Annotated in this window: 30 protein-coding genes and 2 tRNA genes; 15 read left to right on the forward strand and 17 right to left on the reverse strand. The window is 60.3% G+C overall.

Annotated elements, in window-relative coordinates:
* Nucleotides 1-338: hypothetical protein (locus tag BOA8489_RS20630; RefSeq protein ID WP_217897964.1), on the reverse strand; the 338-nt coding region annotated here is incomplete at its 3' end.
* A 346-nt stretch (nucleotides 339-684) separates the two neighbouring features.
* Between BOA8489_RS20630 and BOA8489_RS16985 the strand changes: the two genes are divergently transcribed.
* From BOA8489_RS16985 to BOA8489_RS16995, 3 genes are read left to right on the forward strand one after another with little or no spacing between them, the layout of a single operon-like run.
* The gene (locus BOA8489_RS16985) at nucleotides 685-1,218 is read left to right on the forward strand and encodes a hypothetical protein (protein WP_217897965.1); all 534 of its coding nucleotides are present in this window, start codon (nucleotides 685-687) and stop codon (nucleotides 1,216-1,218) included.
* Entirely contained in the window at nucleotides 1,215-1,808 is a 594-nt protein-coding gene (locus BOA8489_RS16990) for a TadE/TadG family type IV pilus assembly protein (protein WP_093975510.1), read from the forward strand. The genes BOA8489_RS16985 and BOA8489_RS16990 overlap by 4 nt, the downstream gene beginning before the upstream one ends.
* Nucleotides 1,805-2,374, forward strand: a complete 570-nt coding sequence (locus BOA8489_RS16995) for a TadE/TadG family type IV pilus assembly protein (protein ID WP_093975511.1) — start codon at nucleotides 1,805-1,807, stop codon at nucleotides 2,372-2,374. The genes BOA8489_RS16990 and BOA8489_RS16995 overlap by 4 nt, the downstream gene beginning before the upstream one ends.
* Here the strand turns inward: BOA8489_RS16995 and BOA8489_RS17000 are convergent.
* Nucleotides 2,366-3,718 carry an ABC1 kinase family protein gene (locus tag BOA8489_RS17000; RefSeq protein ID WP_093975512.1) on the reverse strand — a complete coding sequence of 451 codons (1,353 nt, stop codon included), beginning with the start codon at nucleotides 3,716-3,718 and terminating at the stop codon, nucleotides 2,366-2,368. The genes BOA8489_RS16995 and BOA8489_RS17000 overlap by 9 nt on opposite strands.
* Nucleotides 3,719-3,761: 43 nt before the next feature.
* Nucleotides 3,762-4,496: an RlmE family RNA methyltransferase gene (locus BOA8489_RS17005; protein ID WP_093975513.1), complete on the reverse strand. Its 735-nt coding sequence runs from the start codon at nucleotides 4,494-4,496 to the stop codon at nucleotides 3,762-3,764.
* A 129-nt stretch (nucleotides 4,497-4,625) separates the two neighbouring features.
* Between BOA8489_RS17005 and BOA8489_RS17010 the strand changes: the two genes are divergently transcribed.
* Together BOA8489_RS17010 and BOA8489_RS17015 are read left to right on the forward strand one after the other, a co-directional pair.
* Nucleotides 4,626-5,294 carry a YdeI/OmpD-associated family protein gene (locus BOA8489_RS17010; RefSeq protein WP_093975514.1) on the forward strand — a complete coding sequence of 223 codons (669 nt, stop codon included), beginning with the start codon at nucleotides 4,626-4,628 and terminating at the stop codon, nucleotides 5,292-5,294.
* The gene (locus tag BOA8489_RS17015; protein WP_176440349.1) at nucleotides 5,200-5,733 is read left to right on the forward strand and encodes a DUF2799 domain-containing protein; all 534 of its coding nucleotides are present in this window, start codon (nucleotides 5,200-5,202) and stop codon (nucleotides 5,731-5,733) included. The genes BOA8489_RS17010 and BOA8489_RS17015 overlap by 95 nt, the downstream gene beginning before the upstream one ends.
* A 7-nt stretch (nucleotides 5,734-5,740) precedes the next feature.
* On the opposite strand, the gene BOA8489_RS17020 is transcribed toward BOA8489_RS17015, so the two are convergent.
* The 3 genes from BOA8489_RS17020 to BOA8489_RS17030 all read right to left on the reverse strand — a co-directional run bounded on the left by BOA8489_RS17020 (nucleotide 5,741) and on the right by BOA8489_RS17030 (nucleotide 6,903).
* Nucleotides 5,741-5,826 (reverse strand) — tRNA-Leu (locus tag BOA8489_RS17020).
* Between the two features lie 47 nt (nucleotides 5,827-5,873).
* Nucleotides 5,874-6,410: a tetratricopeptide repeat protein gene (locus BOA8489_RS17025; protein WP_093975516.1), complete on the reverse strand. Its 537-nt coding sequence runs from the start codon at nucleotides 6,408-6,410 to the stop codon at nucleotides 5,874-5,876.
* Nucleotides 6,411-6,441: 31 nt separating this feature from the next.
* Nucleotides 6,442-6,903, reverse strand: coding sequence for an Lrp/AsnC family transcriptional regulator (locus BOA8489_RS17030; RefSeq protein WP_093975517.1), 462 nt, complete (start codon nucleotides 6,901-6,903; stop codon nucleotides 6,442-6,444).
* A gap of 95 nt (nucleotides 6,904-6,998) precedes the next feature.
* Here BOA8489_RS17030 and putA point away from each other — a divergent pair, with 95 nt between their 5' ends.
* Both putA and BOA8489_RS17040 read left to right on the forward strand, forming a co-directional pair.
* Nucleotides 6,999-10,334 carry a bifunctional proline dehydrogenase/L-glutamate gamma-semialdehyde dehydrogenase PutA gene (putA, locus tag BOA8489_RS17035; protein WP_093975518.1) on the forward strand — a complete coding sequence of 1,112 codons (3,336 nt, stop codon included), beginning with the start codon at nucleotides 6,999-7,001 and terminating at the stop codon, nucleotides 10,332-10,334.
* Between the two features lie 31 nt (nucleotides 10,335-10,365).
* Nucleotides 10,366-11,100: a rhomboid family intramembrane serine protease gene (locus BOA8489_RS17040; protein WP_093975519.1), complete on the forward strand. Its 735-nt coding sequence runs from the start codon at nucleotides 10,366-10,368 to the stop codon at nucleotides 11,098-11,100.
* A gap of 16 nt (nucleotides 11,101-11,116) precedes the next feature.
* Here the strand turns inward: BOA8489_RS17040 and BOA8489_RS17045 are convergent, their stop codons facing one another.
* Nucleotides 11,117-11,452, reverse strand: a complete 336-nt coding sequence (locus BOA8489_RS17045) for an SMR family transporter (protein ID WP_176440350.1) — start codon at nucleotides 11,450-11,452, stop codon at nucleotides 11,117-11,119.
* Between the two features lie 8 nt (nucleotides 11,453-11,460).
* Nucleotides 11,461-11,922: an Lrp/AsnC family transcriptional regulator gene (locus BOA8489_RS17050; protein ID WP_176440351.1), complete on the reverse strand. Its 462-nt coding sequence runs from the start codon at nucleotides 11,920-11,922 to the stop codon at nucleotides 11,461-11,463.
* Between the two features lie 112 nt (nucleotides 11,923-12,034).
* On the opposite strand from BOA8489_RS17050, the gene BOA8489_RS17055 reads away from it, so the two are divergent.
* Nucleotides 12,035-12,241 carry a DUF6356 family protein gene (locus tag BOA8489_RS17055; RefSeq protein ID WP_093975520.1) on the forward strand — a complete coding sequence of 69 codons (207 nt, stop codon included), beginning with the start codon at nucleotides 12,035-12,037 and terminating at the stop codon, nucleotides 12,239-12,241.
* A 3-nt stretch (nucleotides 12,242-12,244) separates the two neighbouring features.
* Here BOA8489_RS17055 and BOA8489_RS17060 read toward each other — a convergent pair whose 3' ends face one another.
* Entirely contained in the window at nucleotides 12,245-13,360 is a 1,116-nt protein-coding gene (locus BOA8489_RS17060; protein ID WP_093975521.1) for a Ppx/GppA phosphatase family protein, read from the reverse strand.
* Nucleotides 13,361-13,580: 220 nt separating this feature from the next.
* Here BOA8489_RS17060 and BOA8489_RS17065 point away from each other — a divergent pair, with 220 nt between their 5' ends.
* The 4 genes from BOA8489_RS17065 to BOA8489_RS17080 all read left to right on the forward strand — a co-directional run bounded on the left by BOA8489_RS17065 (nucleotide 13,581) and on the right by BOA8489_RS17080 (nucleotide 16,841).
* Entirely contained in the window at nucleotides 13,581-13,877 is a 297-nt protein-coding gene (locus BOA8489_RS17065; RefSeq protein ID WP_093975522.1) for a virulence factor, read from the forward strand.
* A 26-nt stretch (nucleotides 13,878-13,903) separates the two neighbouring features.
* A complete protein-coding gene (locus BOA8489_RS17070) occupies nucleotides 13,904-14,833 on the forward strand; it encodes a methylenetetrahydrofolate reductase (protein WP_093975561.1) in 930 nt (309 codons plus the stop codon).
* A gap of 24 nt (nucleotides 14,834-14,857) precedes the next feature.
* A complete protein-coding gene (locus BOA8489_RS17075; RefSeq protein ID WP_093975523.1) occupies nucleotides 14,858-16,024 on the forward strand; it encodes a methyltetrahydrofolate cobalamin methyltransferase in 1,167 nt (388 codons plus the stop codon).
* A gap of 109 nt (nucleotides 16,025-16,133) precedes the next feature.
* Nucleotides 16,134-16,841 (forward strand): hypothetical protein, encoded by a 708-nt coding sequence (locus BOA8489_RS17080; protein WP_093975524.1) that lies wholly within the window; start codon nucleotides 16,134-16,136, stop codon nucleotides 16,839-16,841.
* On the opposite strand, the gene BOA8489_RS17085 is transcribed toward BOA8489_RS17080, so the two are convergent.
* Complete coding sequence (locus BOA8489_RS17085) at nucleotides 16,838-17,110, reverse strand: hypothetical protein (protein WP_093975525.1); 273 nt, start codon at nucleotides 17,108-17,110, stop codon at nucleotides 16,838-16,840. The genes BOA8489_RS17080 and BOA8489_RS17085 overlap by 4 nt on opposite strands.
* A 163-nt stretch (nucleotides 17,111-17,273) precedes the next feature.
* On the opposite strand from BOA8489_RS17085, the gene BOA8489_RS17090 reads away from it, so the two are divergent.
* From BOA8489_RS17090 to BOA8489_RS17100, 3 genes are all read left to right on the forward strand, one after another.
* Nucleotides 17,274-19,313 (forward strand): ASKHA domain-containing protein, encoded by a 2,040-nt coding sequence (locus BOA8489_RS17090; protein WP_093975526.1) that lies wholly within the window; start codon nucleotides 17,274-17,276, stop codon nucleotides 19,311-19,313.
* 112 nt (nucleotides 19,314-19,425) lie between these two features.
* Nucleotides 19,426-19,499: transfer RNA gene (locus BOA8489_RS17095), tRNA-Gly, on the forward strand.
* A gap of 18 nt (nucleotides 19,500-19,517) precedes the next feature.
* Complete coding sequence (locus tag BOA8489_RS17100; protein ID WP_093975527.1) at nucleotides 19,518-19,994, forward strand: acyl-CoA thioesterase; 477 nt, start codon at nucleotides 19,518-19,520, stop codon at nucleotides 19,992-19,994.
* On the opposite strand, the gene BOA8489_RS17105 is transcribed toward BOA8489_RS17100, so the two are convergent.
* The 7 genes from BOA8489_RS17105 to gnd all read right to left on the reverse strand — a co-directional run bounded on the left by BOA8489_RS17105 (nucleotide 19,991) and on the right by gnd (nucleotide 26,226).
* Nucleotides 19,991-20,719 (reverse strand): gamma-glutamylcyclotransferase, encoded by a 729-nt coding sequence (locus BOA8489_RS17105; RefSeq protein ID WP_093975528.1) that lies wholly within the window; start codon nucleotides 20,717-20,719, stop codon nucleotides 19,991-19,993. The two genes, BOA8489_RS17100 and BOA8489_RS17105, sit on opposite strands and share 4 nt — an antisense overlap.
* Entirely contained in the window at nucleotides 20,716-21,774 is a 1,059-nt protein-coding gene (locus BOA8489_RS17110) for a threonine aldolase family protein (RefSeq protein ID WP_093975529.1), read from the reverse strand. The genes BOA8489_RS17105 and BOA8489_RS17110 overlap by 4 nt, the downstream gene beginning before the upstream one ends.
* A complete protein-coding gene (locus tag BOA8489_RS17115; protein ID WP_093975530.1) occupies nucleotides 21,771-22,247 on the reverse strand; it encodes a YcgN family cysteine cluster protein in 477 nt (158 codons plus the stop codon). Before BOA8489_RS17115 ends, BOA8489_RS17110 begins: the two co-directional genes overlap by 4 nt.
* Complete coding sequence (locus BOA8489_RS17120; RefSeq protein ID WP_093975531.1) at nucleotides 22,247-23,173, reverse strand: bifunctional riboflavin kinase/FAD synthetase; 927 nt, start codon at nucleotides 23,171-23,173, stop codon at nucleotides 22,247-22,249. The genes BOA8489_RS17115 and BOA8489_RS17120 overlap by 1 nt, the downstream gene beginning before the upstream one ends.
* A 39-nt stretch (nucleotides 23,174-23,212) precedes the next feature.
* Nucleotides 23,213-23,656 carry a MaoC family dehydratase gene (locus BOA8489_RS17125; RefSeq protein ID WP_093975532.1) on the reverse strand — a complete coding sequence of 148 codons (444 nt, stop codon included), beginning with the start codon at nucleotides 23,654-23,656 and terminating at the stop codon, nucleotides 23,213-23,215.
* A 198-nt stretch (nucleotides 23,657-23,854) separates the two neighbouring features.
* Nucleotides 23,855-24,643, reverse strand: coding sequence for an inositol monophosphatase family protein (locus tag BOA8489_RS17130; protein ID WP_093975562.1), 789 nt, complete (start codon nucleotides 24,641-24,643; stop codon nucleotides 23,855-23,857).
* A gap of 158 nt (nucleotides 24,644-24,801) precedes the next feature.
* A complete protein-coding gene (gene gnd, locus BOA8489_RS17135; RefSeq protein WP_306345769.1) occupies nucleotides 24,802-26,226 on the reverse strand; it encodes an NADP-dependent phosphogluconate dehydrogenase in 1,425 nt (474 codons plus the stop codon).
* Nucleotides 26,227-26,252 lie beyond the last annotated feature (26 nt).

Consider the following 26,252-nt stretch of genomic DNA (forward strand, 5'->3'; position numbering starts at 1 on the left):
CATGCGCCACTATGAGGTGAATGCGGCAGCCTCGGCGCGACGCGGCTGACCCGCGCCATCAGATGACAGCCGCCAAGTCCCCTCCACTGCATCTGCGCATCAAACGGATGCTGGAAACCCTGAGCGGTGGCACGGAACAGATCCTGATGAACGAGACCCGAAAATCCTGGGTGTTCTTGACATCGCTGCATGCCTATAAGCTTAAAAAGCGCTTCCGCGACGACCTGCAGGATCTGACCAGTCTGCGCGCGCGGCTCGACAATGCGTTGGTCGAGGTTGACCTGAACCGAAGGTTGGCGAGGTCGATGTACCTTGGCGTTGTGAAGCTGTGCGAACATGAAAACAAAACGCTGAATTTGGACGGACTGGGCCGGACCATTGACTGGCTGGTCAAGATGAAGCGCATATCTGCCAATCATATGCTTGATGAAAGAATCACGGCCTTACCGAACGATCCCGAAAAGTGGGGTCCAGCGGTCGATCGCCTGGCGGAAATACTGACGGATTTCTACCAAACCGCACCCCGGTCCAATTTGAGGGCCGAGGAGCTTTCGATACTTCAAAAAAATCAGCAGGATCAAAACGAGACTGTGCTGTTTGACCCGCTCTTTACTGCGCACCAAGCCCGCTTTTCTGCGGTGTTGACGGCCTATAACACTGTTTTTGAGTGGTTTTTGTCTCAATATGACACGCGCGCCGCGCAGGGTTGGATCCGGGACTGTCCTGAACCGGGACCGCACCGAATTCGACGGCTATTTCGTCCTGATGCCGGACAACAACGCCTCCGAACGCTGGTTCGTGCCGGGTGACCCGAATACCACGGACGATGACGTTTACATGGCCGAAGGCGCGCTTCCGGCTGACGCCGAGCAAATGGACTATCACGCCATCTATGCCCGTTTCGCGGTCGAGGACGCGGCGAAATTCTTCTTCGAAGCTTCTGATACCGCGGCCTTTAACGCACACATGGACGCTGTCGAACAGACCGAAGGCTACGGCCAGATCGACGCGCGCCTGCAGAAGATCTGCGATGAAGCCAACAAGAACGAAGATATCGAAGTTTATGCCATCGGCTTTGAAGCCCCGCAGGCCGGTCTTGACGCCATGAAGGGCTGCGCAAGTTCGATCGGTTACTACTTTGACGTTGACGGAAAAGGTATTTCAAAGGCTTTCGACTCGATCGCTGGCCAGATCGCAATGCTGAGGTTGACCCAATGATCCGCTCATTCCTGAACACGCTTCGCCGTTTCAACAAAGGCCAGGACGGCAACGCGACGATCGAATTCGTCATCTTCTTCCCGGCCCTCATGACTTTGTTCCTGATGGGATTCGAATCCGGTTACTACATGCTGCGCAACGTGATGCTTGAACGCTCGGTTGATATCTCGATCCGCGATGTGCGCCTCAGCAACAACGCGCTTCCGGACTTCGAAGATCTAAAAAAGACGATCTGCAAGAACGCACACATCCTCGCCGACTGCGAGGACTCGATCCAGATCGAGCTTCAGCCCGTCGCCACCAAACCCGGAGAGGTCGCCAAACTCCGCGCGAGCACGCTTTGCCGCGATGTGACCTCCAAAGAGGACCCGTTGGATTTCACCACCTACGATATCGGCACCCAGAACCAGATGATGCTGGTCCGGGTTTGCGCGCTGTCCAAACCGCTCTTCCCCTCGACCCGCTACAGCGCGGGAATGGTGAAGGATATGGCAGGCAACTACGCCATCGTCGCCACCGCCGCCTTCGTCACCGAACCGGGCGCGCGGGCCGCGAAAGTCAAGGACACCACATCCGGAGCAGGCGAATGAGACACTTCCTGAAAACATTCCTGCGCAGCGAGACCGGTAGCCAATCAGTCGAAGCCGTATTTGCCTTCCCGCTGGTCGCGCTGTCGATCATCATGACCCTGACGTTCTGGGACGGATTTCACACCAAAACCGTCAGCCAGCGCGCAACCTATACGATTGCCGATATGCTTTCGCGCGAAAAACAGGCGATCGACGCAGACTATCTCACCGCGATGCACGAGCTTTACAGCTTAGTGTCCAGCGAGGAATCGGGCACCGCGCTGCGCGTCAGCGTCGTTGAATTCTTCGTAGACCCCGACACCGCCGAAGAGACGCTTTCGCTACAGTGGTCCGAAGGCGTTGGCGGACCGAAAGGCTTCAGCGACATCACGCAACTGGAAGCGCGCGTGCCACTCATGGCGTCCGGCGATCAGCTTATTATCGTCGAGAGCTTTCAGGACTGGACACCGCACTTCAACGTCGGGCTTGGTGCCATGAGGTTCGACGATGTCGCCATCGCACGCCCGCGCTTTGCTCCCAAACTGATCTGGGACGACGGCACGATCCTGATCGAAACCTCAAGCTGAACGCCGCTCTTTGCGCCTGTCCTCAAGGTATGGGCGCAGCACGGCCATCACATCGACCTGTGCCCCAAGGCGCGACGCCAAAAGGAACACACCGCCGAACTTGCGCTGCAAAAGCAGCACATCAATTGGCAGCGGCGGCGGGACGAACTCGTCTTCTGCCAACGCCGTGCCTTTCGCCTGCATCACGCGAGACAATTCGGTATCCGAGAAATCGAACTGCCCGGACCTGCCCAACGCGCCAAACACCGTGCGGATCATATCCACGATCGCTTCGCGGTGAGCAGGCTTGCTGTCTTCGGTCACAAACCCGATCTCGTGGATGATCGCCTCAATCGCGACACGATCGTCCTCGACGCCCGCCGCAATCAGACGCGCGTATTGATCGACCACGTCGGGCGCGATCTCGCGGGTTGCCCCAAAGTCGAGCAGCGCGATCCTGTCGACCGCTGCGTCATAGAGATAGTTGGCGAAGTTTGGGTCGGTTTGCATCACGCCAAAGGTGAATAATTCCCGCAGCGTCAAGTCGATTAGATCGCGAGCAACCTGATTACGCACCGCGTCGGGCGCGTTGCGCGCCGCCTCGACCGGCGCACCCGCCACGAAACTCATCGCCAGAATGTCCGAGGTCGTCCAACGTTCCTCCAGCCGCGGCACGACAAACCGCGGCGCATCCGCCAGCAACGCCCCAAAGCGCGAAAGATGCGCCCCCTCGCGCTGATAATCCGTCTCCTCGTGAAGCTGCTTGCGCGCCTCGTCAAGGTAAGGTGCCAGTTCGAACCCGCCGGGCAACAGACCCGACATCCGCATCAACAAACCCACATTCGCAACATCACTGTCGATACTTTCGGCCACGCCGGGATATTGCACCTTGATCGCCAGTTCTTCGCCGGTTTTCAGTCGCGCGCGATGCACCTGCCCGATCGAAGCCGCCGCAATGGGGCGGACGTCAAAGCTTTCAAACGACCGCAGCCAATGCTCCGGCCATTGCGCGTTCAAAACTTGCTTCAACTGCGCGGGCGGCATGAAATGCGCGTTATCCCTAAGCCGCGCCATGATCTGCGCCAACTCGGGCGGCAACACATCGCCCGTGTCCATCGACATCAACTGACCAATCTTCATCGCTGCACCGCGCATCTTGGCAAGCTGATCCGCGACACGTGTGATATTGCTGGGCGTCAAAAGCAGATCCCGCATCTCTGGCCGCTGCCCCTGCCCCAGTTTGGCAAGCCCGTTGATCGCCATATTTCCCGCGATCCCCGCCGTCATCGAGCCAAGCCGTCCGAACCGCGTGAACCGCCCGGTCGGAACAGCCAAGGCGCGTGCATCTGAAGGTTTCCTGTCCATGACAGTGATCTAGCGCGCACCGTCCATGCTACAACACGCGGTCCTAACGCGCCTCGTCGTCGTCCTGATCTTCCGGCAAGCCCTTGAACCCGCGCGCCACGACGAACTTTTCAGAACTGTCCGCGCGCGATGCCGGCGGCTTCACATTGGCAACCGACTTGAAGCGCTTCTTCAACAGCGCCTGCAACGAGCCTTCCGCCCCCCCGGCCAGAACCTTGGCGACAAACGTCCCGCCCGGCTCCAGCACATCGAACGCCAGCTGCGCCGCAGCCTCGCAAAGCGCCACGATGCGCAAGTGATCCGTCTGCTTATGCCCCGACGAAGACGCCGCCATATCCGACATCACCACATCCGCACCACCGCCAAGCCAGGCCTTCACCTTGTCATCCGCGCCGTCGGACATGAAATCCAACACATGAATTTCCGCTCCCGGAATAGGCTCGACCTCTTGCAGATCGACACCCAGCACCCGACCGACCTTCTTCGACGTCCGGTCGCCCAACGCATTCACGCGCTGCACGGCCACCTGACACCAGCCCCCCGGCGCACATCCAAGGTCAACGACCCGCGCGCCCGGCACCAGAAAGCGATACTTGTCATCCAGTTCAAGGATCTTGAACGCCGCGCGCCCCCGATAGCCTTCGGCCTGTGCGCGCCGCACATAAGGGTCGTTCAACTGCCGCTCAAGCCACAGGGTCGAGCTCAGCTTGCGCCCGCGCGCAGACTTCACCTTCACGCGCAGATCCCGCGCACCGCGACCGCTGGTTTTCTTTTCCATCTGACTGTCTCCTGACCCGCGTTCGATAGCCCGCGCGCGCAACGCTCGCAAGGGATCCGACTGTGATAGTTCATATCATTCACGGCCTTGCTAAGGTTCCTCAACAGATTCGCGGATAAATGTCAGCCCATGCCCAAACCCCTCACAGACGCCGAAGAGGTCGAAGTCCTGTCCCGCGCCGACCTGCGCACGTGGCTGGGCAAGAACCACGCCCGCCAGTGCGGCGTCTGGCTGGTGCACCACAAAAAGGCCTCGCCCAACTACCTGCCGATGAGCGATATCGTCGCCGAATGTCTGGCACACGGATGGGTCGACAGTCTGGTGCGCTCAAAAGACACGCAGCGCGCAATGCACTGGATCGCACCCCGAAAACCCGGCTCAAGCTGGTCCGCAGTCAACAAGCAACTGGTCGCCGATCTCGAAGCCGCCGGCCTGATGACACCCGCCGGACGCGCGCTGATCGAGAAGGCCAAGAAGGACGGCAGCTGGACGCGTCTTGATGGCGTCGAACGTCTCGAAATCCCGGATGATCTTGCCGCAGCATTCGCAGAACGCCCGTCTGCCCGCGCCCATTGGGACACTTTCCCCAAATCCGCCCGCCGCGGGATGCTCGAATGGCTGCTAAACGCCAAAAAATCCGAAACGCGTGCCAAGCGCATCACCGAAATTGCTGAAAATGCAGAAAAAACGAAAGGTCCAACCAGTGGCGTTAAAAGGTATCACCGTCATCGCAGCACTGTCCCTGCTCACACTCGCTGCCTGCGCTTCGCTCAACGAAGACACCTGCCGCGCAGGTGACTGGGAACAGATCGGCTTTGAGGACGGCACACGCGGAGCAGGCCCCGACCAGATCTTTCGCCACGCCCGCGCCTGCAACGACTACGGCATCGCCCCAAACAAAACCCTTTGGGACAAAGGCCGCACCGAAGGTTTGAAACTCTATTGCACACCACGCGTCGCCTACGAAGAAGGCGCCGACGGCGACCGCCTGCGCCCCGTCTGTCCGTTAGAGGACCGCACGCCGCTCCTCGAGCAAAACGAGCGCGGCCTTACGTGGTATCGCTTAGGGCGCGACATCGATCAGGCCGAAAGCCGCATCTCGCGCATCAATTCGCTCTTGCACGATCTTGCCGTGGATGACCCGGGACGCGCAACATTGACGGCCGAGCGTCTGCTCCTGCGTTTGGAAATCTCCCGCCTTCGCGCCGAACGGCTGCGCTACCGATATCGTTCCTGAAAGGGGATGGTACGGGCGGCCGGACTTGAACCGGCACGGGCTTGCGCCCCAAAGATTTTAAGTCTCATGCGTCTACCATTCCGCCACGCCCGCGTAAGCTCCGTCCTAAGACGACATCATTCCGGGGGCAAGCGGGAAGCCTATAACTCTTTGCCCGGAGGCTCGATCAACAGGCTGCGCTCAGAAATCCACGGATTCAGCGCCACTGCCTCGCGCAACACCTCCTGAGCCTCGTCGTTGCGCCCAAGCCCCATCAAGGTCAACGCCTTGCCGCTGATCGCCGCCACATGGCGGGGCGACCGCTCAAGCGCCAGATCGAGGTCCACAAGTGCGCTGGCGAAATCCTGGCGAAGGAAGTTCACGAAAGCCCGCTGGTTATAGCCTTCCGCATAATCGGGGCAGTAGTCGACCAACCGATCGAACGCATCCAGCGCATCAATGAAATTGTAAGAAGCCCGCGCGGACATTCCGCGGTCCAGAAGCGCCTGCGCCTGTGCGTTGGGGGCCGTTGCCCAAAGCTCCCAAAGCTGTCCGGAAATGCCTTGTGCGGCCATTTCGTTCGGGGCGGCTTGCGCGCGCTCCAAAAGCGCAGTCGCCGCATCGGAGATATCAGGCGGCGGCGGGCAGTCCGCAAAAGCGGGGACGGCAAGGAAGGGCAGGATCAAAAGCTGTCTCATAAAACCAATGGTGTCTCAAATCGCCGCCCCGTCAAGTCACGAAACCGCCATCCTTTACTGCCTGCATCGCCACGTGGGTCGCTGTATGCGCCACATGCGGCAGGCTCGATATCCGTTCACCCAGCACGACCCGGTACCGCGTCATGTCGCTTGTGCGCACCTTCAGCAAATAGTCGAACGCCCCCGCGATCATATGGCATTCCTCGATCTCCGGCACACCCGCAACCGCCCTGTTAAACGCCGACAGAGCCTTTTCGCGCGTGTCCGTCAGCTTGACCTCGACAAAGGCCACATGATCCAACCCCAGCCGCACCGGATCAATCTGCGCGGCATAGCCCTGAATGACGCCCAGTTGCTCCAGACGCCTAAGCCGTGCCAGCACGGGCGTTTTCGACAAAGACACCCGCCGCGCAAGTTCAGTCATCGAAATTCGCGCATCCGCCGCAACGATTTCGAGAATCTTCCGATCCGTCTTATCAAGAGATAAATCCATTTTGACCTACAATTTCTGCCTATTTCAGACGAATGGAGTATGAATTATCATTCTTTGTGCCAATTCGTCCATTCATTCCCTGCTATAAAGCTCGCATGACACACACATCCCTCACCCGCTTCACCACTTATCCTGCCGAAGACAGCATCCTGTCCGAGGTCTCCGCCCTTGCGGCCCTTTCCGACGCCGACCGCGAAAGCATCTGCGCCGAAGCTGCGGACCTGGTAACGACCATCCGCACCAGCGGTCGTCCCGGCATGATGGAGGTTTTCCTCGCCGAGTACGGCCTTTCCACGGACGAGGGCATCGCGCTGATGTGTCTGGCCGAAGCCCTTTTGCGCGTCCCCGACCCCGAAACAATCGATGAGCTGATCGAAGACAAAATCGCACCATCGAACTGGGGCAAACACCTCGGCCATTCCTCGTCCTCGCTGGTCAATGCCTCGACATGGGCCCTGATGCTGACGGGCCGCGTGCTGGACGAAACCGGCCCCGGCGTCGCGGGCGCGATGCGCCAGGCCATCAAACGCCTGGGCGAACCGGTGATCCGTACCGCAGTGGGGCGCGCCATGCGCGAAATGGGCCAGCAATTCGTGCTGGGCGAGACGATGAAATCCGCCATGACCCGCGCCGCCGGAATGGAAGCAAAAGGCTACACCTACTCCTACGACATGCTCGGCGAAGCCGCTCGCACCGAAGCAGACGCCAAACGTTACTTTGCGTCATACGCAGACGCCATCCGCGCAGCGGGCCAGTCGAAAACTGGAACGGACGTCAAATCCCGCCCCGGGGTTTCGGTCAAACTCTCTGCCCTCCACCCCCGCTACGAGGTCTCGCAGCGTGACCGGGTGGTCGCTGAACTTGCGCCGCGCCTCGTTGATCTCGCCGTCATGGCAGCAGAACGCAACATCGGCCTCAACATCGACGCCGAAGAAGCCGACCGGCTGGAACTTTCCTTCGACGTCATCGAAGCCGCCCTTGCCGACGAACGCCTCGCCAAATGGGACGGGTTCGGCATCGTCGTGCAAGCCTACGGCCTGCGCGCCGCCCCCGTCATCGACCACATCTATGCGCTTGCCGAACGATTCGATCGCAAGCTGATGGTCCGCCTCGTCAAAGGCGCCTACTGGGACACCGAAATCAAACGCGCACAAATCCTCGGCCTCGACCGCTTCCCGGTCTTCACGGCCAAGGAAGCGACCGACGTCTCCTATATCGGCTGCGCGCGCAAACTGCTTGGTATGACCGACCGAATCTATCCACAGTTCGCCACGCACAACGCGCACACCGTTCAAGCTGTCCTGCACATGAGTCGCGACACCTCGAAATACGAATTCCAGCGCCTGCACGGCATGGGCGAACCCCTGCACGAAGCCGTGCGCAAACAGCACAAAACCCGCTGTCGCATCTACGCCCCGGTCGGTGCGCACCGCGATTTGCTGGCCTATCTCGTCCGCCGTCTCCTTGAGAACGGCGCAAACTCAAGCTTTGTGAACCAGCTTGTCGACGAAGATGTGCCCGCAACCGAAGTCGCCTCCGATCCGTTCAAAACAGCCCGCAAACGCCCCAATATCCCAACCGGCGCTGCGCTCTACGAACCCGAGCGCGCCAATTCGAAAGGCTGGGACATTACCGATGGCCCAACGCTGCGCCGCCTTGAAGACGCCCGCGCGCCCTTCAAAACGCATACCTGGAGCGCCGCACCAATCGTCGCCGCAGCGTCCGCACCAGGCGACCCTCTAGAGGTCCGCAACCCCGCCAACCCGGACGAGATCGTCGGCCATGTCACCACCGCCGAAGACACCACTATCGAAGCCGCCCTCGCGGCGGCAACCCCATGGACCGCCGACACCGAAGCACGCGCCGCGACGCTGAACCGGGTTGCAGATCTCTACGAACAAAGCGCCCCGGAACTCTTTGCGCTTCTCGCGCGAGAAGCCGGAAAAACCCTCCTCGACTGCGTTGGAGAAGTTCGCGAAGCTGTTGATTTCCTGCGCTATTACGCCACCCAGGCCGCTAAATGCACATCCCCTGGCGTTGGGACGGTCACTTGCATCAGCCCGTGGAACTTCCCTCTGGCGATTTTCACCGGTCAGATCGCAGGCGCCCTTGCCGCAGGTTGCGCTGTGCTTGCCAAACCGGCCGAGCAAACGCCGCTTGTCGCGCACCGCGCCGTGCAATTGATGCTGGAAGCCGGTGTTCCGGCGACCGCCCTGCAATATCTGCCGGGCACCGGAGCAACCGTCGGACGCGCGCTGACATCTGATCCACGCATCGCAGCCGTCGCCTTCACCGGGTCGACCCCGACCGCGCAAACCATCCGCCGTGCCATGGCGGAACATCTCGCCACCGGCGCGCCACTTGTCGCCGAAACCGGCGGCATCAACGCCATGATCATCGACTCCACAGCCCTTCTGGAACAAGCCGTCCGCGACGTCGTCGCCTCGGCCTTCCAGTCGGCGGGCCAGCGATGCAGCGCCCTTCGCTGCGTCTATGTTCAGGACGATATCGCGCCTGCGTTCCGCGAAATGCTGACCGGCGCGGTTGAAGCACTCACAATGGGCGACCCTTGGGATCTTGCAACCGATATCGGCCCCCTTATCGATGAGGTCGCCCGAAAAAACATCCTCAAGCACCTTGAAGACCACGACGCTAAGCCGCTGATCGCCGCGCCCAAAACCGGTACCTTCCTAGCCCCGACCCTCATTGAAGTGCCCAATGTCTCCGCCCTTCAACGCGAGATTTTTGGCCCTGTCCTGCATATCGCCACCTTCAAGGCGGATGGGCTCGATCAGGTAATTTCCGACATCAATTCAACAGGCTATGGCCTGACCTTCGGGCTGCACACCCGCATCGACAGCCGCGTGCAGGACATTGTCGAACGCATCCACGTCGGCAACGTCTACGTCAACCGCAACCAGATCGGCGCGGTCGTCGGCACCCAGCCCTTCGGCGGCGAAGGCCTGTCGGGGACCGGGCCGAAAGCAGGTGGGCCGTCCTATGTCGCGCGCTTCACGAAAGACACCGACCCCGGCGCGAAAAAAGCCCTCAACATGCCCGGTCCCACCGGCGAAACCAACCGACTGACCGAAAACACGAGGCATCCGTTCCTCTGTATCGGTCCCGGCACGGCAACAGCAGAAGAGCAGCGCCGCGCGGTCGAGAAAAACGGCGGTATCGCCATCTCCGCGCCCGACATGACGCCGGAAAAACTCGGCAGCGCCAAAAGCATCGGCGGTGCTGTCTACTGGGGCGACGAAGCGCAGTCGCGTGCCTATGCCAAGGCACTTGCCGGACGCGAAGGGGCTATCCTGCCCCTGATCACCGGCACGCCGCGCAGCTTCGAAGTCCGCCACGAACGCCACCTTTGCGTCGACACCACGGCCTCCGGCGGCAACGCAGCCCTTCTGGCAGCGGTTTCAGACACTTGACCTTTTGTGCCGAACGGGGTCCGTTCGGCGCATGTTTCCATTTCGTGATCACAACCCGTCTCGCCACACGCCCTACGTTACCTGGGCACTTATTGCGGTAAACGTTCTTGTGTTCATCAGCTACTACGGCCTGTTCAGCGATGAGCGCGCGCTGGCGAACTTCTTTTTCACCTACGGCCTTGTGCCCGCCGCCGCCGAGCCGACGACCTTCGTGACCTCGATGTTCCTGCACGGGGGCTTCATGCACCTCGCAGGCAACATGCTGTTTCTCTACGTCTTCGGCGACAACCTCGAAGACAACATGGGCCACGTCAAATACCTGATGTTCTACCTCGCCAGCGGGTTCGCTGCCGCCGGAGCCCAGTTCATGTCCGACCCAGGCAGCACTGTCCCGATGGTCGGGGCGTCCGGCGCAATCGCGGGCGTCATGGGCGGGTATCTGCTGCTTTATCCCAAAGCGCGGGTGGACGTGCTGATCATCATCGTGATCCTGATCCGCATCATCCCGATCCCGGCGTGGATCGTTCTGGGCGCATGGTTCGGCATCCAGCTTGTGCAAGGCGCTTCAATGCCGACATCGGGCGGCGGCGTCGCCTATTGGGCACACGCGGGCGGCTTTGCAGCAGGACTGGTGATGACGATCCCCGTCTGGCTCAGGCTCGGAGGCACAGACTACTGGCACCGCACCAAAGGCACCCCCCCGCACCCCGAAACGCACTATCGCCGCGTGAAAACGGGCATCCCGACAGTGCGCCGCCGCCGATGAAGCTCCAACCAGACGACTAGTGGGACGTCGATTCCGAAAACAGGTGGATCACCAGTATTCCGCCAAGGATCATCGCCAAACCCAGCAAGGCCGGCAAATCAAGCCGTTGGCCGAACACGACAAATCCGATCATCGCAATGAACACGATCCCCAGTCCGGACCAGATAGCGTAAACCAGCCCGACGGGCATCACCACCAGAGTCAGCGACAACAAATAAAAGGCAGCGCCATAAGCGGCAACCACCACCACCGACGGCACCGGGCGCGTGAACTGCTGGCTGGCCTGCAACGCAGTCGTGCCGATGGATTCGGCCAAAACGGCAAGAATGAGATAGACGAAATGAATGGGCACGGTCCCTCCTATACCGGCAAGGCCGTGGTTTCTTTCAGTTCTTCCATGACGAAACTCGCCGCCACATCCGACATATCCACACGCCGGATCAACTCCTGATACAGCGTGTCATAGGCCGCCATATCCGCCACTCGCGCATGGACCAGGTAATCAAGATCCCCCGACATCCGATACGCCGCAAGGATCGACGACATATCGCGCGTTGCAGCTGCAAAGGCTGTCAACCACTCCGGGTCGTGCCGACTGGTTCTGATCTGGATGAACACCGACAGCTTCAACCCCAGCATATCCGCGTCCAGAACGGCAACCCGACGACGAATTACCCCGCTTTGGTCCAAAGCCCTGACCCTCCGCCATGTGGCATTGCGACTGAGACCGACCGCGTCGCCCAAAGCCTCCAGACTGATCGAGGCATCGCGTTGCAATTCAAACAGTATCTTTCTGTCCAACGCATCAATCGTCTCAATCAAACCGCATCTCCTTAAATAATATCCCATCATTTAACAGATAAAGCTAAACTTTGGGAAGACATCTCACGCAATTTCGACGAAATTGAGCTCAGAACCCAAACGGAGGCACCAAATGATCACCCGCATGTTTTTCGACCACCCCTCAAGCGTTGACGAAAGCTATGGCGAACACGCCCGCTTTGCCTTCGGGTTTTCGATGAAACTCTTCGCAGCGGCTGGCGCGGCCCTGGTCCACGCGGTCATCCCTTGCCTGTTCGAAAAAACCGCCAGCCGGATCATCGCCGACCTTTACGCGCGCACCCACAATCGCGGACGCTGAGTCCTAAATCGGCCCCTCTTCCAGCACGCCGTCCGCCGACATCTGCGCGTAAAGCAACCCCTCGCGCAGACCCCGGTCGGCAACCGTCATGCGATCCGTCGGCCAGATCCGCAACAACGCCTGCAATATCGCGGCCCCCGACATGATCAAAGCCTGCCGGTCCCGCCCGATGCGCTGATCGGCGCGCCGCCCTTCGGGGCCCATATTCAGATAGCTGCGGATCACCTTGTCGATCTGATCTGACGTCATCCGCAAACCGTCCACCTTGTTGCGATCATACCGCCTCAACCCAAGATGACTGGCCGCCACTGTCGTTACCGTCCCGGAGGTGCCGACAATCTGAAACCCCTCGCGGGTCTGCTCTTCCTCATAAGGCGAAAACTCGGCAAGTTGCTCCTCGAAATACCAGCTCATCAGCGCAAACCGCGCAGAATCGCTTTCCACATCGTTGAACTGATCGCGCAACGTCGCCACCCCAAGCGGCACCGAAATCCAGTCAACCACCCGCGCAGCAGGCACATCCGGCGTCTCGTCCTGCTTGAAACCGGCGTGAAGCCGCATGATCGCGCGCTGACGCTCGCCAGCCGGAACGCGACTGAGATCGATCCAGACCAATTCGGTCGATCCTCCGCCGATATCCACCACCAAAAGCTGTTCTGTCTTGGCGGACACCAATGGCGCGCAGGATATCACTGCCAGGCGTGCTTCTTCTTCGGGTGCAATAATGTCCAGTTCAAGCCCGGCATGACGTGCGACGTTGCCAAGAAACTCAGCACCATTCTTGGCACGCCGACAGGCTTCGGTCGCCACAAGCCGCATACGCTCGACACTATGTTTCTTCAGCTTTTTCTGGCAGATCGACAGCGCCTGAATGGTGCGATTCATCGACGCCGTCGATAACCGCCCCGTCCGTTCCAGGCCCAGACCAAGCTGCACGGACTTCGAAAAACTGTCGACAACATGGAATTGATTGCCCCGTGGCTGGGCAATCAGCATGCGGCACGAATTTGTGCCGAGATCCAGCGCAGCATATAGCTTGGCTGGATCAGCTTGTCCGGGCGCAGACGGCTCTACCGTTTTCGGGAACCGGTCAGCGCCCCGGGGACGCTTGGGCGGCATATCGCCCTCCGATCTGTGGTTGCCACTACCCTACGCGCGCGCCCCTGCTTTGCGCAAGCCTCACTATCTTTGTGAGAAAGTTTCATCCCCCGCCCCCTTGTTCGCGCCCCCAAGGGCAGCCAAATTCGCCTCACGTCGCGAGTGTGACGCAACATGTCGAAATCCGGCGTTGTTTTGAGCCTTTGCGGGCGTAGGACGTCGTCAGGGAGGAAGTCTCAAAATGCCGAATGTTACCATCGTCTATTGGCGCGATATCCCCGCGCAGGTCATTGTCGGCAAAGGCCGCCGTGGCTCCAAGGCGCCCCTTCCCGAACGCTTCGAACAGGCGATCGACCGTGCGGCGATGAAAATCGGCGCGCGCGACAGCGACGCCTACCTTTCCGAATGGCGCAAAGCCGAGCCCTTCGAGGTCGCAGGCGACCCAGACGAGGTCGCAGCCGCCGAAGCGGCCCGCATCGACGCTGAATACGGTTCAGACAGAATCAAGACTCTGATCGACAACGACGGATGGGCCTGAGCCCGCACGACATAAGGAAGACGCTCATGGCTCTTTTGCCATTTCGAAAGAAGGCCGAAGTCGAAACTCCGACCGATCCAAAGGTCGTCGATTTCCTGCAGGATTTCTCGATCGAGGTTATGCCCCGCACGCTGGAAAAGCTTGAAAACGTCCGCGATCATCTGCCCGAAAACACCCGCGTCTACATCGCCCACATCGAAGGCACGCCCATCACCGATATGGTCGCCACGGCCAAGCGCCTTGCCGACGACGGTTACCGCGTCATGCCGCATTTTCCTGCGCGCATCATAAAAGACGAAGCGACCTTGGGCGACTGGATTGCGCGCTACCAAGGCGAAGCCAACGTCACCGAAGGCCTGATGCTGGCAGGCGGCGTCGCCGAACCCCACGGCAAATTCGACAGTTCGATGCAGCTTCTTGAGTCCGGTCTTTTCGACAAGGCAGGCTTCAAACGCCTTCACGTCGCCGGCCACCCCGAAGGCAACCGCGACATCGATCCGAATGGCGGCTTTACCAACGTGGAAAACGCGCTGAAATGGAAGAACGAATTCAATGCCCGCACAGACGCCGACATGGCGATTGTCACGCAATTCGCTTTTGACGCCGGACCGATCATCAAATGGGCCAATGACGTGCAAGCCTCGGGCATCGACCTGCCGATCCACATCGGCATCGCGGGTCCTGCAAAACTGCAAACCCTGATCAAATTCGCCATCGCCTGCGGTGTCGGCCCTTCGCTGAAGGTACTGCAAAAACGCGCGATGGACGTCACCAAACTTGTCATGCCATACGAACCTGACGACGTGGTCAGCGCACTGGCCGCCCACAAGGCCGCCAACCCCGACTTTGCCATCACAAACGTGCACTTCTTCCCGCTCGGCGGCATCAAGGCCAACGCTGAATGGGCTGCATCGCGCGGCGGGATCTCTGCGCAACCCGCCTCCGCAACTGCCTGATCTTATTCCAGAAAGACCTGTTTAATGACCCGCACCGTACTCGAGTCCGCCACCAAAACCGTTGTCATCGGCTTTGACGAACCCTTCTGCGTCATCGGCGAACGCATCAACCCCACTGGGCGCAAGATTCTGGCGGCTGAACTTGAGGCCGGGAACTTTTCGACCGTCGAAAAGGACGCCATCGAACAGGTCGCTTGCGGCGCGCAGGTCCTCGATATCAATGCGGGCGTCGTCTACAACTCGAACCCGAACCCGAACGAAACCGAGCCACCCCTGATGACCTCCGTGGTCGAGCTGGTCCAGGGCCTTGTCGACGTACCACTGTGCATCGACAGCTCGGTCCCCGGCGCCCTAGAAGCCGGTCTGAAAGCCGCCAACGGGCGCCCCCTGCTGAACTCTGTCACGGGCGAAGAAGACCGCCTCGAACTGGTCCTGCCGCTGGTCAAAAAATACAACGTCCCCGTCGTCGCGATTTCAAACGACGATACCGGCATCTCCGAAGACCCCGACGTGCGCTTTCAGGTCGCCAAAAAAATCGTCGAGCGCGCCGCCGACTTCGGCATCCCCGCTCACGATATCATCGTTGATCCCCTCGTCATGCCCATTGGCGCGATGGGAACCGCTGGCCTGCAAGTGTTCTCGCTTGTGCGCCGCTTGCGCGAAGAGCTGGGCGTCAACACCACCTGCGGCGCGTCGAACATCTCGTTCGGCCTGCCCAATCGCCACGGTATCAACAACGCCTTCCTCGCCATGGCCTCAGCCGCTGGCATGACCTCGGCCATCATGAACCCCGTTGCTATGCCGCCGACAAAGAAAACCGTTACCGAACGCCTCGACGCGCTGAAAGCTTTCGGCATAACCGCGCCCGACGATATCGACATGGAGGCCGTCGGCGCTCTTGTCGGGCTTGTCACCAACGAAGACCTTGTGCGCGAACGCATCGCACGCCTCGCTGACCTTGGCATCACCGTGCCCGAAGACGCCGATATCGCGAAACTCGGCCCCCTCCTCGGCCTCGGCAAGACGTCCGGTATCGCCTCGGATGAAATCCTGTCGATCCGTGCTGCCGACTTCCTGCTGAACCACGACCCGTCCGGCGGCAACTGGATCCGAATGAACAAACCCGTCGCCGCCCCCGGCGGAGGCGGCGCGCGCGGCGGACGCGAAGGTCGCCGCCGCCGTCGCGGCTAAACCCCTGTAACAAAAACAAAGCCTGACTGTTCGCGCACGGAGCGCTATGCTAGCCTTCGCTTAGGGCACCTCAGATGGCTCCCCCACAGACATGCGTTTGTGGTCCCAGATGGAACGCAATAGCGACAGCCTCGTAGCCATGACTGAACATGACCACTTCCCACCCTGGCATGTCGGCCTAACGCGCTTTGCGGTGAAACTCGCAGTCGTCGCGGCGATGGTCTACGTCGTTCTGAGCCTGCTCGACTGGGCGCAAGAGCGCGCTCAGGTCATTGGATCGGACAGTCTGATGCTGGGCGTTCTGACAGTCCTCATCCTTGTCTACGTGCTACTCCTTGCCGTCCCTTTCGTTCCGGGCATCGAAATCGGAATATCACTGCTCCTGATGAAAGGCGCCGATATCGCACCCGTGGTATACATCGCGACGGTGCTCGGACTGTCGCTCGCCTATATGATCGGCCACAGCGTTCCCTACCGCTGGCTCCACGCCACGTTGGCTGATCTGCATCTGAAACGCGCCTGCGCACTGATCGAACGCCTTGAACCGCTGTCACATGAAAACCGCCTCGCCCACCTGACGCACCGCCTCCCCGAACGGACGGCGCCATACGTCCGGAAAGGCCGCTACCTGATCCTCGCAGCACTCTTCAATATTCCGGGGAATGCCATTCTGGGCGGCGGTGGCGGCATAGCATTCATCGCAGGCTTCAGCCGCCTCTTTCGCCCCTGGGCAGCCGTCTTGACCATTCTGCTCGCCGTTCTACCAGTGCCTCTGTCGGTCTGGCTGCTCGGCGAAGGCGTGATCGCCTTCCGCTAACCTGTCGTCGGGCGGAAAATCCGCGCAAGGTGAGCAGCAGGCAACAAGACCGCAAGATAGACGATCCCCAATGGAACAGCCGCGAACGCCCCGATCTCGGAGCCTGCGATACCAAAAAGCCCCAGCGACACCGAAATCACCGACAGCGCGCACAACACCGGCACTGTCAGAATGGCAGCCCGCAGCCACATCCCGTCCAGACGAAGAATTGCAAAGATTTGAAGAGCGACATAGATCGCACCGACACTGATAAGACCAACCAGGTCCATGGGAATCCCTTTCCCTAACTCATTACACATTTTCACTCTGCCTCATGAATGCGGCGACATTCAGAAGGCACCATGACGTTTCAGGGTCGTTTTCTGGCGGAACCGGCCTTTCCATGGCTGCGATCACCGCTATGATCTGGCCGAAAGTACAGGCGAAAACCCCATGACAGACAAAGCTTTGGTAATCTTCACCCCGTCGGGTAAACGCGGGCATTTCGAGGTCGGAACACCGATCCTCACAGCGGCCCGTCAATTGGGCGTCGATCTCGACTCGGTCTGCGGTGGACGCGGCATCTGTTCCAAGTGCCAGGTCTCGCCGGGTTTCGGCAGCTTTTCGAAACACGGGCTCGAAGTCGCCGAAGACGCCATTTCCGAATGGAACATGGTCGAAGAACGCTACAAATCGAAACGCGGGATGAAGGACGGTCGCCGCCTCGGCTGTCAGGCCACAATTCAGGGCGATCTCGTGGTCGACGTGCCACCCGAAAGCCAGGTCCATAAACAGGTCGTGCGCAAAGCCGCCGCCACCCGTGACATCACGATGGACCCGGCCACCCGCCTTTACTATGTCGAAGTTCGCGAACCCGACATGCATGAACCCTCAGGTGACCTGCAACGTCTGGCCGAAGCCCTCAAGATCGACTGGCAGGTCGACAGCATCGACGCTCCGCTCCCGGTTCTGCGCAAACTGCAACCGACCCTGCGCAAAGGCAACTGGACCGTTACCGTCGCGCTTCACAAGGACCATGCCGACGCCACCCACCGGATCATCGACATATGGCCCGGCTTCTTCGAAGGCCGCCTCTACGGCCTCGCCATCGACCTAGGCTCCACCACCGTCGCCGCCCACCTCTGCGATCTGAGGAACGGCCAGGTGCTCGCCTCCGCAGGCATCATGAACCCGCAAATCCGCTTCGGCGAAGACCTGATGAGCCGCGTCAGCTACGTCATGATGAACCCCGGCGGTGATGTTGAAATGACCACCGCCGTGCGCGACGCCATGGGTGACCTCGCCCGCAATCTCGCTGATCAGGCCGAGATCCCGCTCGAAAACATCGTGGAGGCGACCATTGTCTGCAACCCGGTGATGCACCACCTCCTGCTCGGCATCGACCCCGTCGAACTTGGCCAGGCGCCCTTCGCGCTCGCGACCTCCGATGCGCTCAGATGTGCGGCCGCCGATATCGGCCTTGGCCCGATCAACCCAGCCGCGCGCGCCTACCTTCTTCCCTGCATCGCAGGACACGTCGGGGCCGATTGCGCCGCCGTCGCGCTCTCCGAAGAACCTTACAAATCCGAAGACCTCGTCCTGATCTGCGACGTCGGCACCAATGCCGAAATCCTGCTCGGCACCAAAGACCGCGTCCTCGCCTGCTCCTCGCCCACCGGCCCGGCGTTTGAAGGCGCGCAAATCTCCTCCGGCCAGCGCGCTGCGCCCGGTGCCATCGAACGCGTCGAAATCGACCCGGTCACCAAAGAACCGCGCTTCCGCGTCATCGGCTCCGATATCTGGTCCAACGAAGACGGCTTCGACGCCGTGATCGCCGCCACCGGCGTCACCGGCATCTGCGGCTCTGGCATAATTGAAGCGGTCGCCGAAATGCGCATCGCAGGCCTCGTCGACCCGTCCGGCCTGATCGGGTCTGCCGAACAAACCGGCACAATGCGCGCCATCCCCGAGGGCCGCACCCACGCCTATACTCTCTACGACGGCACCGCCGACGGCGGCCCCCTCATCACCGTCACCCAAGCCGATATCCGCGCCATTCAACTCGCCAAGTCAGCGCTCTACGCAGGCGCGCGGCTCCTCATGGACGAACTCGAAACCGACACCGTCGACCGCATCGTCCTTGCCGGTGCCTTCGGCGCACATATCTCGCCCAAACACGCCATGGTACTGGGTATGATCCCCGACTGCGTGCTGGAAAAGGTCACCTCCGCCGGCAACGCCGCAGGCACCGGCGCGCGCATAGCGCTCTGCGATGTCTCGGCCCGCACCCGCATCGAAGAAGAAGTCCACCGCATCCAGAAGGTCGAAACCGCGATCGAGCCGAAATTCCAGGAACACTTCGTCGCCGCCAACGCCATCCCCCATGCCACGGCCCCCTTCCCGCATCTGTCCAGCGTGGTCACGCTCCCTCAGGTTTCCTTCAACACCAAAGGCCAGGAAGACGGCGGCCGCCGCCGAAGACGCCGCGGCTAAACACCTTCTTCTGTTCATAAATATCCAAACAAAGCCCTCGGCCCCAAAGCGAGCCTCACCGCAACGCACAACCTTGACCAAAGGTCGCAATCCTCCTACTCAAATGACAGTCGCGGGTGTAGCTCAATGGTAGAGCAGCAGCTTCCCAAGCTGAATACGAGGGTTCGATTCCCTTCACCCGCTCCACGCACCGAAAGCGCGACCATGGACGACCCTCACACCCTGCTTGCACCAGACCAGCTTGCCGCGGCAGGCCTATCCGGTTTCGCGTACGGCTACAGTGACAAGGTCCGCTTTTACGAACTCGACGCCCTGAACCACGTCAACAACACTGTCTTCCTGAAGTGGTTCGAGACGATCCGCGTCAATTACGCCCTCGCCCGCGGTATCACGACCTACTCGCACGCCGATGACGACCCGCAACTCGTCGTGCGTCACCTCTCGGCCGATTTCCTCGCACCGATGTATCAAAACGAGGTCTACACCATCGCCGCCCGCACCCGCTCGATCAAAGCCTCCAGCCTAATCATGGAATACGCGGTGGCTTCGGGCGGCCAGATCAAAGGCACCGGCGACTGCGTCATCATCAGCCTCGAACAAGACGGAAAGACACGGCGCGCCCATTTCCCGGACGCCGTCCGCGCCATGGTCGACCTCGACGGTGCCAAGCTGGTGTCCTAAACGTCGCCCGCCGCGCGATACGCCAATGCCGCCTCATGCAAAGCCCTGGTGTGCGGATCATCGATCCCCAACGTCTCGAAATGGCCAACGATGTTCGAGATATACTCAAGGCTGGTCCCAAAAAGCCCCGCCCCTGTCGCTGCAAAACGCACTTTCTCTTCCCAGGTCAGATCAGCACACATGGTTTCCGCCTCGTGATCCGCAAGAAACGTCAGCGCTTCGATTGACCCGTGATCGGTCTCCACAGGCGCAAACACCGGATGATATCCCGGAGCGATGAATTCCCGCCGCCAGATAAAGTCCGTTTCCAGATCAAATTCGGCGCCCGCGATACGAAACGCCAGGCCGTGACAGCCCCCACCGTGATCCAAAGCCGCCATCAACCCCGGCGCTTCCTCGGTCCCCCGCGCCCCGAAAGTATCCTTCAAGATGAACTGCCGCGAATACCCGGGCAGATAGGCCCGTCGCACCTCAACAAACCGAATACCCGGATCCCACATTAAAGACCCATAGCCGAAGAACCAGAAATCCTGCCCTTCGCGCCCTTTCAAGGTCTCTGCACGGCTCGCCTCTCGCTCGTCGTCCGAATAAAACCAGCCGGTATCAAGCCCGGCCTCTTCAATGAACGCCACAAACTCGGCCATCGACTGCTTTCGAAAAGGCGACGCTTCCGGTTTGGCAATCAACGCACGCAGTTCAGGATGATGGACAAACGGATCACTCATGGCCTTGCACCCTGCGCAGCATCCGCAAACTTTGCAATATCCGCTTCCTTCACCGACCAGTCACAGACCAACCGTCCCAAGAGCGGCTCATGCGGATCGTCGCCCTCCAAAACGCCAGCCTCGATATAGTAATACGCCCCGGCCTCCTTCAAAGCCCGATGCCGGAAACGCGGCAACCAGACGAAGATCATGTTCGCCTGGCGCGGAAAGGCAAACTCCACGCCATCGATCCCCGTAATCCCCGCCTCCAGCAAGCCCGCCAACCGATTGGCCTCGCCCGCCGTCTCCAGCCAAAGCCCATCCGTCAGATAGGCCTCCATCTGAGCCGCCAGATACCGCGATTTCGAAAAGACCATCGCCGCGCGTTGCTGCCGACGCCGGAACTCAACCGCACGCGCGGGGTCAAAAATCACCGCTGCTTCCACAGCCAAAGCGCCGTTCTTCGTGGCCCCGAACGACACCGCATCAACGCCCACCTTCCAAGACATCTCCGCCGCCGAGCAGCCCAAAGCCGCCGCCGCATTGGCAAACCGCGCTCCATCCAGATGAAGCGGAACCCCGGCCTCCCGGCACACATCAGCGATCCCGGCAATCTCATCCAGACCGTAAAGCGTCCCCCGCTCCGTCACCTGCGTGATAGACACCGGACCATGCCCCGATTGTTGTATATTTGAAGGATTGAACCCCGAAATCGCCGTTTTAAGCTCGCTCGAGTTGAATTTGTCTATGCGCTTGCCGACCGGAGTCAGCTTCGCTCCATTCGTAAACGCCTCCGGTGCGTGGCATTCATCCACATGAATATGCGCAAAGTTCGAGCAAAAGACCGCATCCCAGGGTTTCGTCAAACTGCCCAGAATAAGCGCGTTTGCCGCCGTCCCAGTCGGCACCAGAAACACCGAAGCTTGCGGTGCCTCGAACACCTCGCGCACTTTTTCAATCGCCGAGCGAGTCAGGTCATCTCCGCCATAGGCCGGCACGTGCCCCTCGTTTGCGCGCACCATCGCCTCCATGATTTTCGGATGCACAGGTCCATTGTTGTCTGACGCAAACTTCATGACGGATCCTCGATTATATGGTCTTCCCATTCTTCCTCCGGCACCTCGAACTCCGGCACCGTCCAGCCCTGAACCGAAATTCCGGCGTCATGCACCGTTTGCGCCGTGCCTGAAATCAACGGATGCCAGTCGTTCAGCGGCTTACCTTCATGCAGCAGCCGATAAGCACAGGTCGGCGGCATCCAATAGGCGATCTCGTCGATATTGCTGGGCTTCAAGACCACACAATCCGGCACGAACTGCTTGCGAATATCATATTGCGCGCACCGGCACGTCTCGCCGTCCAGCAACCGGCACGCCACCCGCGTGAACGCGATCTCCTGGGTGTCCGGGTCTTCCAGTTTGTTCAGACAGCAGCGCCCGCAGCCATCACAAAGGGCTTCCCATTCGCGCTTGTTAAGGTTCTTTAACGGCACTCGCTCCCAATAGCGGTCCCGGAGTCCGTCACGGTCAATGGGGTCGCGGTCCGACATCAGCCCGCCAGTATCTCGCGCGCCCGCGCCGAGTCCGCGTCCATTTGCGCGATCAACGCGTCCAGGCTCTGGAACTTTTCCTCGGGCCGCAGATACTCAACAAGTGCCACAGACAAATGCGCACCATAAAGATCGCCCCTGAAATCAAAGACATGGGTCTCGAAATTCGGGACATTCACGCCGAACATCGGCCGCACGCCAAGGGACGCCACCCCGTCATAAGACCCGATATTGTCACCCGTCAGAACATCGACCCGCACCGCATAAACCCCGAATTTCGGAGGATGCAGCCCAGCGATCGACATATTCGCTGTCGGATAGCCCAGATCCCGCCCGCGCTGGTCGCCCTTTTCAACAACCCCCTCAATCCGGTGCTGATGCCCCAGCATGGCCGCCGCATCGCGGGGCCGCCCATCGCTCAAAGCCTGCCGAATATGGGTGGAAGAGATTTCCAAACCGCCCGTCTCGACAAGCTCGGCAATAGTCACGCCAAAACCGAACTCATCCCCGAAGGCTTTCAGATCATTGGCATTTCCGGCGCGATTATTGCCAAAGCAAAAATCTGCACCCACGGTGACATGCTTCAGCCCCAACCGCTCGGCCAGAATGTCGCGCGCAAATTCGCGCGGTGTCAAAGCCATCAAAGCCGCATTGAACGTCAGTTCATAAAGATGAACGACCCCCAGCTTCGCCAACCGGTGCGCGCGCGCTTCCGCGTTCATCAATCTGAACGGAGCCGTATCCGGAACCAGCACTTCGCGTGGATGCGGCTCGAAAGTCACCACGCCCAAAGGCGCGTCCGTCACCATAGCCGCCTGTCGCAGAACCGCCTGATGGCCTAAGTGAACACCGTCAAAATTACCGATCGCGACCGTGGCGCCACGGTCGGCTGGATCAAGGTAAGTGGTATCGCGATGGATGCGCATAAATGTCCCGTAGCGCCCTCGCGCGGGACCCGCAACCCGTCAGTCGAACTTGGCGGACGGCGCCAGAACGCTCGCTTGGCCCTTCAACACCGGCTTGCCATCGACAAGACAGCGCGTGTCCAGCGTCACGCGGCGCTTTGCGTAATCAATTTCAAGGACTTCCACCTCTGCCGTCACCACATCACCCGGCCGCACAGGGGCCAGAAACTTTAGCGATTGCCCCAGATATACTGTCCCATGTCCGGGCAATTGCTCGCCGATCACAGCCGAAACCAACCCCGCCGTCAGCATCCCGTGCGCGATCCGCCCCGCGAAAATCGTATCTGCCGCATAGGCGTCATCCAGATGCACCGGATTACGGTCCGTGGACACCTCGGCGAACAATTCGATATCGCGCGTCGTCACTTCCTTCGTCAGGCTGCGCACCATTCCGACCTCAAGGTCTTCAATAACGATCGTGCCGCGCGGTTGATTATCCAACATCTCAAATCCTCTTCGCAATTTTATGACTTAAAAATTGCCTCTTGCGAAACTTAATTACTCGGCGGAGTTAAAAAAGCAAGGATCAAATTGCCGCACAGCAGCATCCCCACCCGTCACGGGCAGCAAAACAGTCCCCGCAACGAAAGAAAAACGCTCAGAAATTAAGAAAGGTTAACGGCAGCGCCCCAAGGCACCCCGTCATTTGTTGCGAATGACCTTGGCAAAGCTGTCAAAGATCGGCTCTGCAGCCGCGATCAAAGAGCCACTTTCGTGCGGTGCTTCAGTGCCATCAAGGCTCTCGACCAGCGCACCCGCTTCCTTCGCGATCAACACGCCCGCAGCGATATCCCACGAATTCAAACCGCGTTCCCAATAGCCGTCATAGCGGCCCGCCGCGACGTAAGCGAGGTCCAGCGCCGCCGCCCCGAACCGCCTGACACCCGCACAGGTTGGCATCAATCGCGCCAGGTCCTGCAAGGTCGCCGGAAGGTCCGCACGACCCGCGAAAGGCACGCCGGTTGCAAAAATGCTCTCGATCATTTTCGAGCGCGCCGACACCCTGATCCGGGTCTCGTTCATCCAGGCGCCCTGGCCTTTCTCCGCAAAGAAAAGCTCGTCCTTCGAGGCGTCATACACAACGGCCGAAACAATTTCGCCCTTGTGTTCAAGGGCGATCGACACCGCCCAATGCGGCAACCCATGCAAGAAGTTGGTCGTGCCATCCAGCGGGTCAACAATCCAGCGCCGCGTCGGGTCCTTGCCCTCCACAGGCTCGCTTTCCTCGCCAACCCAGCCGTAATTGGGGCGCGCCGCCATCAGTTCTTCGCGAATGATTTCCTCGGCGCGGATGTCCGCACGGCTGACAAAATCTCCGGCACCCTTGGTCGACACTTGCAGGTTCTCGACCTCACGAAAATCCTTGCTCAGCGACCGGCCCGCCTTGCGCGCGGTCGCAGTCATGACGTTCAGATTTGCGCTGCCTTGCATCGGGATACCCTTTTCAATGATCGACGCCATGTACGGAAGCCGCGTCGCTTGGGCAAGCCCTAAAACCCAAAGCCTCCTGTCGCGCCGGATGCTTGTCCAAACACTCCAGAGCCTCCAGACCTCTCTCTTTCGGCGTTAAGAAGTCTTAACGGGAGGCGTCAGTCCGCCCAAGGCCCATGAAACCCGTCTCCGTCGCGGTCCACGCGCTTGAAACCGTGGCGACCAAAGAAATCGCGTTGCGCCTGAATAAGGTCCGTCGTCCCCCGTGCGCGCCGCAAAGTGTCGAAAAACGACAAGGACGCCGCCATCGCCGGGACGGACTGGCCATTAAGCATCGCGGCCGTCACCACGCGCCGCAACGCCGGGATGGTTTCGTGCAACCGCGCCACAAACGCCGGCTCCAGCAACAACTGCCCATGCGGCAATCCGTGCCTGATCGCGGCCGAAATATCGTCCAGAAGCGACGATCTGATAATACAGCCCGCCCGCCAGATTTCGGCCACGCGCGCCAGATCCAAGGACCACTCGAACTCAGCCGAAGCCGCCTCCAAAAGCGCCATGCCCTGCCCGTAAGTCAGGATGCGCGCAGCCAAAAGGGCGGCCTCAAGGTCCGTGTCCAACACCTCTGCGACCCTCCCGTCCGGCGGAAAAGCGGCTTCTGCCGCCGCGCGGGTATCGCTCAGCGCCGACCACGATCGCGCGGCAACTGCGCTTTCGATCGCCGTAGCCGACTGACCCATCTTCAGGGCCTCGATAACCGTCCAGCGCCCGGTGCCCTTCTGCCCCGCCTGATCCAGGATCACATCCACGATCGGCCTGCCCGTGTCTCGGTCCTTTGTTTTCAGAATTTCAGACGTAATCTCAATAAGATAGGACTGAAGCGGGCCGTCGTTCCACTGCCCGAACAAATCGGCCATCCGGTCTATGTCGCGCCCGTCCGCGCGCAGCAGGCCATAGGCCTCTGCGATTAGCTGCATATCCGCGTATTCGATGCCGTTATGCACCGTTTTCACCAAGTGCCCGACCCCGTCCGTTCCCAGAAAATCCGCGCAAGCGTCGCCCTCGAACTCGGCGGCAATCGCCTCGATAATGTCCCTGATCGGCGCATACGCCTCCGGCGTCCCGCCAACCATAATCGAAGGCCCGAACCGCGCGCCTTCCTCACCGCCCGAAACGCCGACGCCCAGAAACAAAAGCCCCGCGTCTTCGACCGATTTCGCGCGTCGCCGCGTGTCGTTGAAGTTGGCGTTGCCCGCGTCAACGATCAGGTCCCCCTGCTCCAGCAGCGGCACCAAATCCTCGATCACCGCATCCACGGCACTGGCATTCACCATTATTAACACAGCCCGAGGCTTGGTTAATGACCCGACGAAATCCTCAAGATTTTCCGCCGGGGCAAGGCGTTCCGCCAAATCCCCGGCGCCCTTCACAACTGCGCGCGTTTTCTCGGGCGAGCGGTTGTGCACTGCAACTTCAAACCCGTTGTCCGCAATATTGAGCGCAAGGGCCGCGCCCATCGTTCCCATCCCCGTCACACCGATCCGCGCCATGCCCGCCTCCCCGATTTTTGCTGTTACGGTCAAGCTAGGCATCACAGAGCCAGACACAA

The sequence above is a fragment of the Boseongicola aestuarii genome, from assembly GCF_900184815.1.
Classification (GTDB): Bacteria; Pseudomonadota; Alphaproteobacteria; order Rhodobacterales; family Rhodobacteraceae; genus Boseongicola; species Boseongicola aestuarii.